Source organism: Serratia sp. AXJ-M (assembly GCF_046531865.1).
Classification (GTDB): Bacteria; Pseudomonadota; Gammaproteobacteria; order Enterobacterales; family Enterobacteriaceae; genus Serratia; species Serratia liquefaciens.
Map to the genome: position 1 here is coordinate 4,109,680 of NZ_CP059394.1, position 12,992 is coordinate 4,122,671.

Here is a 12,992-nt window from a genome sequence, read left to right on the forward strand (position 1 = left end):
AATCTATGAATACCCCTAAACCGGCGCAGTTGGTGCGCGCGATCAACTGGAACATCATCGAAGACGACAAGGATCTGGAGGTGTGGAACCGCCTGACCTCCAACTTCTGGCTGCCGGAGAAGGTGCCGCTGTCGAACGACATTCCGTCGTGGGCAACGTTGACGCCAAAGGAACAGCAGTTGACCATTCGGGTGTTCACCGGCCTGACGCTGCTGGACACCATTCAAAATACCGTGGGCGCGCCGGCGCTGATCGAAGATGCGATTACGCCGCATGAGGAGGCGGTGTACTCCAACATCAGCTTTATGGAAGCGGTGCATGCTCGTTCGTACAGCTCAATTTTCTCTACGCTGTGCCAGACGCCGGACGTCGACGATGCCTACCGCTGGAGCGAGGAAAACCGCGCGCTGCAGAAAAAAGCCAGCATCATTCTGGCCCACTACCGCAGCGACGATCCGCTGATGAAGAAGGTCGCCAGCGTATTCCTGGAGTCGTTCCTGTTCTATTCGGGCTTTTATCTGCCGATGTACTGGTCGAGCCGCGCCAAGTTGACCAACACCGCCGATTTGATCCGTCTGATCATCCGCGATGAGGCGGTGCACGGTTATTACATCGGTTATAAATTCCAAAAAGGATTGGAGAAGGTCGACGCGGCGCGCCGCCAACAGGTGAAAAATTTCGCCTTCGATCTGATGCAGGATTTGTACGATAACGAGGTGCGTTACACCGAAGAGCTGTACGACGGTGTAGGCTGGACTGAGGACGTGAAAACCTTCCTGCACTATAACGCCAACAAGGCGTTGATGAATCTGGGGTACGAAGCGTTGTTCCCGCCGTCGATGGCGCAGGTCAATCCGGCCATTCTGTCGGCACTGTCGCCTAACGCCGACGAGAACCACGACTTCTTCTCCGGCTCAGGCTCGTCTTACGTGATTGGTAAAGCGGTCAACACTGAAGATGACGACTGGGATTTCTGAGTGAAATCGCCGGGGCGAATCACTTCGCTCTAAACCATAACCGCTGAACGGGCGCAGGCTACCGCGCCCCTACAGTTTAGATATTTCCGGTACGCTGTCGGATGCGCTGCCAAATGGCCCGTTTTTCCTCGTCATCAGCACTCGACCAGGCGGCGATTTCCTCCAGCGTGCGCCAACAGCCCCGGCACCACGCGTTTTCGGTGTCGATCTGGCAAACATTATTGCAGGGTGAACGCACGCCATCGTCAATCTGACTGCCGGTTTTTCTTCTTCTGCTGCGGCCTACCATAAGGCGCTTCCTCCGGTGGATTTCTCGCGACAGGATACCCGATCCTGCCGCGAGAGAAACCGCCCCGGTAAAATCAGATAATGCCGCCGTTGGCCCGCAGGGTTTGACCGTTGATCCAGGCACCGTCAGCACCGGCCAGGAATGACACCGCCGCGGCGATATCCTGCGGCTGACCCAGACGCTCCAATGGGGCCATTTTCGCCAGCCGGTCGATCAGCTCCGGCGTTTTACCGTCCAGGAACAGCCCGGTGGCGGTCGGGCCCGGCGCGATAGCGTTGACGGTAATATTGCGCCCCCGCAGCTCTTTCGCCAGCACGCTGGTCAGCGCTTCGACGGCGGCCTTGCTGGCGGCATACATGCCGTAGCTCGGCTGCAGCAGCCCGACCACGCTGGACGAAAAGTTGATGATGCGCCCGTTGTCGCACAGGCGTTTCGCCGCCTCTCGCAGCGTGTTGAAGGTCCCCTTCAGGTTAATGTCGATCAGCCGATCGACATCGGCATCGCTCATTTCTGCGACCGGAGCCAGCGCAATCACCCCGGCGTTATTCACCAGGATATCCACGCCGCCGAAAGCCTGCTCGGCACGGTCAAACAGCTGGGCAACGGCAGCGGCGTCGCTGACGTCCGCCCTGGCGCTCAGCGCCCGCCCCCCGCTTTGTTCAATTTTGCGCACCAGCTCATCGGCCAATGCCTGATTGCCTGAATAGTTGACGATCACGGTAAAACCGTCGGCAGCCAGGCGTTCGGCAATGGCCGCGCCTATACCGCGCGATGCGCCGGTGACAATAGCAACTTGCTGAGTCTTGGTGTTCATGCTCTCTATCCTCGTCGGCTATGCGCCGGCGACTTACCGGCGTGACAACATCATGCACCTTTCGCCTTGGCGAATAATCCCCTACTCTTCGTTATCACTATCCGAATTTAGCGAACAATAACCATGGACAGAATCGATGCCATGCGCTTGTTTACCCGCGTGGTGGAACAACGCAGCTTTACCCAGGCCGCACAGGATCTGAACCTGCCGCGATCGACGGTGACCGATGCCATCAAGCAACTGGAAGCTCGGCTGCAGGTGCGGTTGTTGCAACGCACCACCCGTCACGTCAGTCCAACCCTGGATGGCGAAGCTTACTATCAACGCTGCCTGACTATTCTGGCGGATATCGAAGATGCCGAGATGGCGTTTGCCGGTGCCAAACCGCGTGGGCTGCTGCGCATCGACGTGCACGGCACGTTGGCACGGCACTTTTTGCTGCCGGAACTTCCCGACTTTTTGACGCAATATCCGGATATCGAACTTTTTATGAGCGAGGGCGATCGGCTGGTAGATCCGGTGCGGGAAGGTATCGACTGCGTGGTGCGGGTCGGCAAACTGAAAGACAGCGATATGGTGGCGCGTCGGTTAGGCGAGCTTGAAGAGGTTACCTGCGCCGCCCCGGACTACCTGCAACGTTTTGGCACGCCGCATTCCATCAGCGAACTTGAAGGCCACCGCATGGTGGGCTTCCGTTCCTCGGCCAGCGGCACCCTGATGCCGCTGGAATTTACGGTGGCTGGCCAGACGCGGCAGGTGACATTGCCTTGCACGGTGTCGGTCAGCGCGGCGGAAAGCCTGGTTGCTGCGGCGCGCATGGGGCTGGGGATCATTCAGGTGCCGCGTTATCACCTGCGCGACAGCCTGGACAATGGCAGCTTGCTGCCCCTGCTGCCGCAATTCCCCTCCACTCCGATGCCGGTCTCCTTGCTCTACCCGCGCAACCGCCAACTTTCACCGCGGGTTCGGGTCTTCATCGACTGGTTCAGCAAAGTGTTCGCCGCCCGTAACCGATAAATGCCTTACATGGCGCCATATTCCAGCGGCACCCAGTCATAACCTTCCCCCTGTTTATTCAGGTAACCCAGCCCGGGGAATGACAGATGCGGTCCGCCCACCAGCACACTGCGCTGAGCGCTATCACTAAACACCCGCAGCCGCTGGGCGACTGCCGCTTTGGCATCTTTATCAAAACTTATCGCGACACGCGGATGGGCGAACTGCACCGCCGCCACGTGGATCAAATCCCCCAGCAGCAACAATTTTTTACCCTGGCTTTCCACCAGATAGATGCTGTGGCCTGGCGTATGACCATGGGCGGCAAACGCACTGATCCCCGGCGACAGCTCACCATCATTACTGAACGTTTTAAAATGTCCGGCGGCCTGATAAGGCTTGAGCGCGGCGATAACATTCTCGAACGAGGCTTTCTCCTTCGGCGGCGCCTGTTTCAACCGACTCTCGCTAAGCCAAAAATCCGCATCCTGCTGCCCGGCACGCACCACTGCATTTGGAAAAGCAGCTTTACCGTTTTGCGTTAAACCGCCGAGATGATCCGGGTGCATATGCGTCAGGTAAATTTCATCCACCTGCTGTGGCTGATAACCGGCAGCCTTGAGGTTTACGACCAGTTTGCCCAACCCGTCCCCCAGCAGCGAACCCGCACCGGTATCAACCAGGATCAGCTTGCTGCCGGTATTGATCAGGTAGGCATTAACAGAGGTGACGACCGGCAGGCCCTGATGGTGCTCAGCCAGAGCGGTCTCTATCTGCTTTGGCGAACTGTTCAGCAGCAGTCTGTCAACCGGCAAGCGGAGCACGCCATCAGACAAGGCAGTGACTTCATAGCTGCCCAGCATGATGCGATAAAAACCCGGCGCGGGGGTTTTCACCTGCGGTGCGGCGGCCAGGGTTTGCAGCGACATAACGGCCAGCGCCGCCCCCAGCAGGTAACGTTTCCAGAACATGGTGACTCCTTGTTGTCATTTGAGCGCTAAGTATTAACCCAAAGCGGAAATGACGCCTGCCGGAGGCAAAAAATGAATAAAAAAATCCCCGCGGGGGCGGGGAAAGGCAAAGAAACACTAAGGATTTTTTTGAGTTATACGAAGAATTTGGCCAGTACCAGCAAAGAGAGCGAGACATTGATCGCGCCGCCGATACGGGTAGCTATCTGCGCAAAAGGCATCAGCGACATACGGTTGCCGGCGGTGAGGATGGCAACATCGCCAGTGCCACCCTGCCCACTCTGGCAGCAGGAGACAATCGCCACATCGATCGGGTGCATGCCAATTTTCTTGCCGACGAAGAAGCCGGTCGCCACCAGTGCAGACACGGTGCTGACGATCACCACCAGATTTTGGAAGGTGAAGGCGTTAACCAGTTCCTGCCACGGAGTGATCGCTACGCCGACGGCGAACAGAATCGGGTAGGTGACCGCAGTACGGAAGAATTTATAGACCACCTGCGAACCTTCCTGAATGCGTGGGGACACGCCATGTGCCAGCTTCACCGCCACCGCGGCGAACAGCATGCCAACCGGTGCCGGCAGGCCAATCATGCGGTGCAGCAACATCCCTACCATGTACAGCAGGATGGCCAGCAGCGCACCGCAGGCGATGGTGCTGACATCCACCTTACCGCTGATTTTTTCCACCGCGCTCATCTCGCTTTCGCCCTGCTTGCTCGGCATCAGGCTGCCTTCGCCGGTCAGGTGCGGGTAACGTTTACCCAGTTGGTTAAGCAAGCCGGCCAGAACAATGGCGGTCAGGCTGCCGAGCATGACGATAGGCAGAATGCGCCCCAAGGCTACCCCCTGCTCCATATGCAGAATGGCCGCGTACCCCATCGACAACGGGATCGCGCCTTCACCGACGCCACCGGCCATGATCGGCAAAATCAGGAAGAAGAAGATTTGGAACGGCTCCAGCCCCAACGCCATGCCCACCGCCATTCCTACCAGCATGCCGACAATCTCACCGCACAGCATCGGCGCGAAAATGCGCAGAAAGCCCTGGATCAGCACCTGACGGTTCATGCTCATAATGCTGCCAACGATAATGCAGCAGATGTAGAGATACAGAATATTGGTCGATTTATAGAATTTGGTGGTCGATTCCACCACCACGTCCGGCAGCAAGCCGTAATGCACCAACGCAGAAGGAATAAAGGTGGCGCAGATCGCCGCTGCCCCCATTTTGCCGATCAGCGGCAGGCGTTTGCCAAACTCGCCGCAGGCAAAACCAAAGAACGCCAATGTGGCAACCATGACCACGATATCGCTCGGTAATTTCCCTTCCAGGCAATCCAATAAAATAAGTACGCCGGCCAGAACAAAGAACGGCAACGGAATAATTCCTACTTTGTAATTGTCCAGTATATGCCACCATTTTTCCCGCAGCGGTATTTCAGCGGTTTTGTCTTTGGCGGCGAGGAAAGAATCATCTGTTGTGCTCATAATCTGGCCTCTTATTAGTTTGTTCAGCCATCATAGAGAAACGCACGGATTATCTGCTGTGATTTTGTTCAAAGTTAAAAAGGGTTTTTAATGGTGGTTATGGTTTCTATGGTGTTAATTAGGATTATGTAAAATTTGCCGTGGTTTTAATGGTGTTAACGTTATTTTTACTTTAAGAATTATCAGTTTTATTGCAGCTGCTGCATTAACCACCCAGACAAGAATAATCCCGTGGCTGCGATCACAAGTTGATCCGGCGCAATATTACATTAACGGCCACTCATGATAGGGTAAGCCTTCAGGATTTATCAGGGCGAACCCCGGTCATGCGTATAAAACTCTCATTTCAAATCAAGCTATTCCTGTGCCTGGTTGCCTTCTCCTGCCTGCTGTTGACGTTTATTGGTGCTTACACCTACTACCAGCTCGATGCGCAACTGCACCGCGACCTCGGTGCACGAGCGCAGGTGCAGGCGCGAGAGATTGCCCTGATCCCTTCCCTGATCACCGCAGTGGAAAAAAAAGACCCGGTTAAAATTGCAGCGCTAATGAAGAAAATTCGCGCCAGCAGCGATGCCAGCTATATCGTTATCGGCGATAAGCAAACCCGGCATCTTTATCACTCTGAATATGCCAACCGTATCGGCACGCCGATGGTCGGCGGCGATAATAAAGAGGTTCTCGAAGGCAAAAGCATTATTTCCATTCGCAAAGGTGGCATCGGCATTTCATTGCGCAGTAAAGCGCCCATTTTGGACGAAAATAATAACGTCATCGGCATTGTTTCGGTGGGTTATCTCAAATCACATATCGACAATTTGAATTCCAGAACTCTGACGCAAATTCTTGGGTCGATAGTGCTTTTATTAATCGCGCTGTTCGTATTTTCGTGGCTGTTATCGAAGAATTTAAAACGCCAAATGTTCTGGCTGGAACCGAAAGAAATTGCCCTGTTGGTACGCCAACAGAAAGCGTTGCTGGAAGCTATCTATGAAGGGGTGATTGCCGTCGATCCTCAGTTGCGGATCATCACCATTAACCACGCGGCCCGCGAACTGCTGGATTTGCGTCAGCCCGCCGCCGCCCTGATGGGCAGAGAAATCGGTGAGGTGATCCAATCCCAGCCGGATTTCTTCGGCGCCTCACAGCTAGGGCATGACACCCATGACGAGGTCTGTCGCTTCAACCATGTCCGGGTTATCGCCAGCCGGGTACGCATCATGCAGGAAGAAGAGCTGCAGGGCTGGGTGATCAGCTTCCGCGACAAAAACGACATCAACACCCTGAGCAGCCAGCTTAGCCAGGTGAAGCGCTATGCTGACAATCTGCGCATCATGCGCCACGAACAGCTGAACTGGACCGCCACCCTCGCCGGCCTGCTGCATATGCAACGCTACGACGAGGCCATCCGCTATGTGGAGGCGCAATCGGAAGGTGCGCAGGAGATCCTCGACTTTATCTCACAGCGTTTCAGTTCGGCGGCATTATGCGGCCTGCTGCTGGGCAAATACTCCAGCGCGAAGGAAAAAGGCGTGGAGCTTCGCTTCGACCCGGCCTGCCAGCTGCGGCAGATCCCGGCGGCATTGAATGAAACCGAATTGATGTCGATCATCGGCAATTTGCTGGATAATGCGGTAGACGCTACGCTGCATTACGGCGCGCCCTATGAGGCGGTAGAACTTTATATCAGCGACAGCAGCAATGAACTGGTGATTGAAGTGGCCGATCGCGGCACCGGTATTGCCCCTGAGGTGCGCGATACGCTGTTCGAACAGGGCGTCACCACCAAAGATGACAAGGGTGACCACGGCATCGGCCTGCACCTGGTTGCCAGCCACGTGGCGCAGGCGCACGGCAGCATAGAAGTGTCGGACAACGATCCGCACGGCGCTATTTTTTCTTTGTTTATCCCTAAACAATCTTGAGCACCCGAATGATGCAACCAGAAGCACTGGACGTTTTGATCGTGGAAGATGAGCCACAGCTGGCGACGCTGCACGCGGAATTTATTGAGCAGAACTTTGCTCTGCGGGTGGTGGCTTATGCCGCCACGCTGGCCGAGGCCAGAGTCAAAGTCAATGCCCACCAGCCACGGCTGATCCTGCTGGACAATTTTTTGCCCGACGGCCAGGGCATTGAACTGATGGAAGAAGCGGCGGTGAAAAACCCCGGTTGTTCAGTGATTTTTATTACCGCCGCCAGCGACATGAATACCTGCAGCCAGGCGATCCGCAATGGCGCCTTCGATTACATCATTAAACCGGTCTCCTACAAGCGGCTGCGCAATTCACTGGAGCGCTTTATGCAGTTTGTGCAAACCCAGCGCACCTTCAAGGTAATCGACCAAAGCAACGTCGACGCGCTGTATAACCTGCAATCCAAGCAGTTCTCCAGCGAACCCAGCGCCAAAGGCATAGAAACCAACACGCTGGAGCTGGTGCAGGCGCTGTTTATCAAGCAACCGGAAGCGGCGCATGCGGTAGAAGACGTGGTCGAACAGGTCGGGATCAGCAAAACCACGGCCCGACGTTATCTGGAATACTGCGTCGCCACCCAGTTTGTGCGCGTTGAAATGATGTACGGCAATATTGGTCATCCGCGGCGTCTGTATCGCAAGGCATAAGCTGCCATCTGGCTGTCATATTTAAGGGGTAATATAACTTCGGCGATATCCCCTCGATATCGGCACCTGTCGTTGAAAATTGATGAAATACTGATGACTTTTACCCGGCCTCTGGTCGGGTTTTTTATTGTCCGAAAACAGGCTTTGGCAGGCAAATAACAGCAATAATCCGAGCGGATTATTCTTACTTAAAACCAACCGTTTATCGGAAATATCAGTCACTGATAATTGAGCACTCACCTCATTACCATAACTAATCGAAAACTTGATGTAAATCGTCAATATCCCATTCATCGGACATTGAGGGTTGTCTCAGATATTCACTGTGTTAGGGTATAGGGGACTATTATTTTCTATTGGGAAATTTTTATCGTTTGATAATTCATCAGAGGAAACAGCAAATTGCATGGCAATTAAACTCGAAGTAAAGAACCTGTATAAGATATTTGGCGAACATCCGGATCGCGCTTTCAAACTGATTGAAAAAGGCCTGACAAAAGACCAATTGCTTGAAAAAACCGGATTATCACTGGGCGTAAAAGACGCCTCTCTGGCCATTGAAGAAGGCGAGATATTTGTCATCATGGGGCTTTCCGGTTCTGGAAAATCTACCCTGGTACGCCTTCTCAATCGTCTGATAGAACCCACCCGCGGTCAGGTGCTGATTGATGGCGAGGATATATCTAAAATATCCGACAGCGCACTGCGCGCCGTACGCCGTAATAAGATCAGCATGGTGTTTCAATCATTCGCTTTAATGCCGCATATGAATGTATTGAATAACACCGCGTTCGGTATGGAATTGGCCGGCATTCCACCGCAGGAGCGCCAGGAAAAAGCCCTGGAGGCATTACGTCAGGTCGGGCTGGAGAATTATGCCTATTCTTATCCCGATGAACTTTCCGGCGGGATGCGTCAGCGCGTGGGATTAGCCCGTGCCATGGCGAATAATCCGGACATATTATTGATGGATGAAGCCTTCTCGGCGCTGGATCCATTAATCCGTACCGAGATGCAAGATGAGCTGGTCAAATTACAGGCCCAGCATCAGCGCACCATCGTCTTTATTTCCCATGATTTGGATGAGGCAATGCGTATTGGCGATCGTATTGCCATTATGCAAGGCGGAGAGGTTATTCAGGTCGGTACGCCGGAGGAAATATTAAATAATCCGGCCAACGATTATGTCCGCACCTTCTTCCGTGGCGTCGATATCAGCCACGTTTTCAGCGCCAAGGATATCGCCCAGCGTCGTCCTGTCGCCCTTATTCGCAAAACCCCCGGTTTTGGTCCGCGTTCAGCACTACAGCTGCTGCGCGATGAAGACCGCGATTATGGTTATGTTATTGAACGCGGGAAGAAATTTATCGGCGTGGTGTCGGTAGATTCACTCAAGCAGGCGCTGGCGGCCAACCAGACGTTGGATGACGCCCTGCTGGAAGCCCCAGCCCCGGTCCCGGCCGACATGCCGCTGAGCGAACTGATTTCATTGGTTGCCCTGGCGCCCTGTGCGGTCCCCGTGGTCTGCGAAGAAAATAACTATATCGGAATTATTTCCAAGGCCATGCTGTTGCAGGCCTTAGATAAAGAGGGCCCAGCGAATGAGTGACACTACACAGGATCCATGGGCGACTGCGCCTGCCGACCCCAGCGCCGCACCGGCGACTGACGCCGCAACATCGACAGCGCCCGCCGGCGATGCCTGGTCCAGCACACCGCCACCAGAAACCCATGACGCCGCCAATCAGGCCGCTCAGGGTGCCGACTGGCTTAACAGCGCACCGGTCCAACAGGAACATTTCAGCCTGCTGGATCCGTTCCACAAAACCTGGGTGCCGTTTGACTCCTGGGTGACCCACGGCATCGACTGGCTGGTGCTGCACTTTCGCCCGCTGTTTCAGGGCATTCGCGTACCGGTCGATTTTATTCTCAGCGGCTTTCAGCAGCTGCTGCTCGGCATGCCTGCCCCGATCGCCATTCTGCTGTTCTCGCTGATTGCCTGGCAGCTCTCCAGCCTTGGTATGGGTGCTGCGACGCTGGTCTCGCTGATTGCCATTGGTGCGATTGGCGCCTGGTCGCAAGCCATGGTGACCCTGGCGCTGGTCCTGACCGCCCTGTTCTTCTGTATCGTCATCGGTCTGCCGCTCGGCATTTGGCTGGCGCGCAGCAAACATGCCGGCAAGGTGATCCGGCCACTGCTCGACGCCATGCAGACCACGCCGGCCTTCGTCTATCTGGTGCCGATCGTCATGCTGTTCGGTATCGGTAACGTGCCGGGGGTGGTGGTGACCATTATCTTTGCGCTGCCGCCGATCGTGCGACTGACCATTCTGGGCATTAACCAAGTGCCTGAGGATCTGATCGAAGCCGCCGAATCCTTTGGTGCCAGCCCGCGCCAACTGCTGTTTAAAGTGCAACTGCCACTGGCAATGCCGACCATTATGGCCGGCGTAAACCAAACGCTGATGTTGGCGCTGTCGATGGTGGTTATCGCCTCGATGATCGCCGTTGGCGGCCTGGGCCAGATGGTATTGCGCGGTATCGGTCGTCTGGATATGGGGCTGGCCGCCGTTGGCGGGGTCGGTATCGTGATCCTGGCGATTATTCTCGACCGCCTCACCCAATCGCTGGGGCGCGATCGCCGCAGCAAAGGCATCGGCCGTTGGTATGCTCACGGCCCGATCGGGTTAGTCACCCGGCCCTTCATCAAAAAGCCTTAATCGCCCTGCCCCCGGCCAAACGTCGGGGGCACCGACAGCATTTATAAAAACGAAGGAACCACTATGCGCTCGACAGGAATTTGGGCTCTGGCCCTGACTTCATTGCTAAGCACACAGGCGTTCGCCGTCGAATTACCCGGCAAAGGCGTCACGGTAAAACCGTTGCAAAGCACCCTCGCCGAAGAAAGCTTCCAGACCGAATTGGTCAACCGCGCCCTGGTCAAGCTGGGCTATGACGTCCAGCCTACCGACGAGGTGGAATACAATATCGCCTACACCTCTATCGCTTCCGGCGACGCCACCTACATGGCGGTGAACTGGGATCCGCTGCAAACCGACATGTACCAAAGCGCCGGCGGCGACAAGAAATTCTATCGTCAGGGAGCCTATATCACCAATGCGGCCCAGGGTTATTTGATCGACAAGAAAACCGCCGATCAATACCACATCAGCGATATCTCCCAGTTAAAAGATCCCAAGCTGGCGAAGTTGTTCGATGCCGACGGCGACGGCAAGGCCGATCTGGCCGGCTGCGAACCTGGCTGGGTGTGCGGCAACGTCATTAACACCCATATCAAAGCCTATGGTCTGAGCAACACAGTGACTCAAAACCAGGGCAATTACTCCGCCATCATCGCCGACACCCTGACTCGCTACAAACAGGGTAAACCGGTGCTGTATTTCACCTGGACGCCGTACTGGGTGAGCGATGAGCTGGCACCGGGTCGTGATGTGGTTTGGTTAACCGTGCCGTTCTCCGCCAGCCCAGGTTCGTTGAAAGATAACGATACCGCCTTGCCGAACGGCAAAAATTACGGTTTTTCCGTCAACAACGAACATATCGTCGCCAACAAGCAATGGGCCGAGGCTAACCCGGCCGCCGCCAAACTGTTCGCCATCATGAAACTGCCGTTGGCGGACGTGAACGCGCAGAACCTGCGCATGCACAAAGGCGAGAACAGCGCCGCCGACATACAACGTCACGTAGACGGCTGGATCAAAGCGCATCAGGCCACTTTTGACGGCTGGATCACTACGGCTGCGGCAGCAGCGAAATAATCCCAGGGTGCCGGAAATCCCGGCTTCATAACATAAAAAGGTATTTCACTATGCGCACTACAGGAATCTGGGCGGTTGCCCTTACCACACTGATTAGCTCACAGGCGGTTTCCGCCGCCGATTTGCCCGGTAAAGGCGTCACCGTTCAGCCGGTGCAAAGCACCATTTCAGAAGAGACCTTCCAGACGCTGCTGGTCAGCAAGGCGCTGGAAAAGCTGGGCTATGACGTTAAAGACACCCGCGAAGTGGACTACAACGTCGCCTACACCTCCATCGCCTCCGGCGACGCGACCTTCCTGGCGGTAAACTGGGATCCGCTGCATGCCGATCAATACAAGGCCGCAGGCGGCGACGCCAAGTTTTACCGTGAAGGGGTTTACGTCAACGGGGCGGCTCAGGGGTATCTGATCGACAAGAAAACCGCCGATAAATACCACATCACCAACGTTGAACAGTTGAAAGATCCCAATATTGCCAAGCTGTTCGATACCAATGGCGACGGCAAGGCCGACCTGACCGGCTGTACGCCAGGCTGGGGCTGCGAGGCGGCCATTAACCATCACATCAAAGCCTACGGCCTGGAGAAAACCGTCGAGCACAATCAGGGCAACTACGCGGCGATGATTGCCGATACCATTACTCGCTACAAAGAAGGTAAGCCGGTGCTGTACTACACCTGGACGCCGTACTGGGTGAGTGACGTGCTGGTGCCGGGCCGCGACGTTGTTTGGTTGCAGGTGCCGTTCTCCGCCATGCCGGGCGAGCAGAAAAACCTCGATACCAAGCTGCCTAACGGCGCCAACTATGGTTTCCCGGTCAACACCATGCGCATCGCCGCCAACAAGCAGTGGGCCGAAGCCAACCCGGCGGCCGCCAAGCTGTTTGCCATCATGAAGCTGCCGATTGCCGACGTGAATGCGCAGAACCTGCGGATGCATGAAGGCCAGGCCTCCGAAGCCGATATCCAAAACCATGTAAATGGCTGGATCAAGGCGCATCAGGCCACCTTCGACGGCTGGGTGAAAACCGCCGCGGAAGCCGCGAAGAAATAAT

General features: G+C 55.5%; 12 protein-coding genes. 8 read left to right on the top strand and 4 right to left on the bottom strand.

The annotated features are described in order from the left end of the window. Positions 1-5 precede the first annotated feature (5 nt). On the top strand, positions 6-977 hold the full coding sequence (gene nrdF / locus H0S68_RS19295) for a class 1b ribonucleoside-diphosphate reductase subunit beta (protein ID WP_020828302.1): 972 nt from the start codon (positions 6-8) through the stop codon (positions 975-977). A 76-nt stretch (positions 978-1,053) separates the two neighbouring features. Here nrdF and H0S68_RS19300 read toward each other — a convergent pair whose 3' ends face one another. Both H0S68_RS19300 and H0S68_RS19305 read right to left on the bottom strand, forming a co-directional pair. Then, positions 1,054-1,266 carry a DUF1289 domain-containing protein gene (locus tag H0S68_RS19300; protein ID WP_020828303.1) on the bottom strand — a complete coding sequence of 71 codons (213 nt, stop codon included), beginning with the start codon at positions 1,264-1,266 and terminating at the stop codon, positions 1,054-1,056. Positions 1,267-1,339: 73 nt separating this feature from the next. Continuing rightward, positions 1,340-2,080, bottom strand: coding sequence for an SDR family oxidoreductase (locus H0S68_RS19305; protein WP_142814531.1), 741 nt, complete (start codon positions 2,078-2,080; stop codon positions 1,340-1,342). Between the two features lie 123 nt (positions 2,081-2,203). Between H0S68_RS19305 and H0S68_RS19310 the strand changes: the two genes are divergently transcribed. Further along, the gene (locus H0S68_RS19310) at positions 2,204-3,097 is read left to right on the top strand and encodes a LysR family transcriptional regulator (RefSeq protein ID WP_129941736.1); all 894 of its coding nucleotides are present in this window, start codon (positions 2,204-2,206) and stop codon (positions 3,095-3,097) included. 5 nt (positions 3,098-3,102) lie between these two features. Here H0S68_RS19310 and H0S68_RS19315 read toward each other — a convergent pair whose 3' ends face one another. Both H0S68_RS19315 and H0S68_RS19320 read right to left on the bottom strand, forming a co-directional pair. Continuing rightward, positions 3,103-4,047 (bottom strand): MBL fold metallo-hydrolase, encoded by a 945-nt coding sequence (locus tag H0S68_RS19315; protein ID WP_046372793.1) that lies wholly within the window; start codon positions 4,045-4,047, stop codon positions 3,103-3,105. A gap of 134 nt (positions 4,048-4,181) precedes the next feature. Then, entirely contained in the window at positions 4,182-5,537 is a 1,356-nt protein-coding gene (locus H0S68_RS19320; protein ID WP_020828307.1) for a 2-hydroxycarboxylate transporter family protein, read from the bottom strand. Positions 5,538-5,863: 326 nt separating this feature from the next. Between H0S68_RS19320 and H0S68_RS19325 the strand changes: the two genes are divergently transcribed. From H0S68_RS19325 to proX (H0S68_RS19350), 6 genes are all read left to right on the top strand, one after another. After that, positions 5,864-7,462, top strand: a complete 1,599-nt coding sequence (locus H0S68_RS19325; RefSeq protein WP_020828308.1) for a sensor histidine kinase — start codon at positions 5,864-5,866, stop codon at positions 7,460-7,462. Between the two features lie 11 nt (positions 7,463-7,473). Further along, entirely contained in the window at positions 7,474-8,160 is a 687-nt protein-coding gene (locus H0S68_RS19330) for a response regulator (protein WP_041415640.1), read from the top strand. A 406-nt stretch (positions 8,161-8,566) separates the two neighbouring features. Then, the gene (gene proV / locus H0S68_RS19335) at positions 8,567-9,769 is read left to right on the top strand and encodes a glycine betaine/L-proline ABC transporter ATP-binding protein ProV (RefSeq protein WP_020828310.1); all 1,203 of its coding nucleotides are present in this window, start codon (positions 8,567-8,569) and stop codon (positions 9,767-9,769) included. Next, positions 9,762-10,880, top strand: a complete 1,119-nt coding sequence (proW, locus tag H0S68_RS19340; RefSeq protein WP_122080064.1) for a glycine betaine/L-proline ABC transporter permease ProW — start codon at positions 9,762-9,764, stop codon at positions 10,878-10,880. Before proV ends, proW begins: the two co-directional genes overlap by 8 nt. Positions 10,881-10,943: 63 nt before the next feature. After that, entirely contained in the window at positions 10,944-11,939 is a 996-nt protein-coding gene (proX, locus tag H0S68_RS19345; RefSeq protein ID WP_129983350.1) for a glycine betaine/L-proline ABC transporter substrate-binding protein ProX, read from the top strand. A gap of 50 nt (positions 11,940-11,989) precedes the next feature. Continuing rightward, the gene (gene proX, locus H0S68_RS19350) at positions 11,990-12,991 is read left to right on the top strand and encodes a glycine betaine/L-proline ABC transporter substrate-binding protein ProX (RefSeq protein WP_020828313.1); all 1,002 of its coding nucleotides are present in this window, start codon (positions 11,990-11,992) and stop codon (positions 12,989-12,991) included. Position 12,992: the final 1 nt, after the last annotated feature.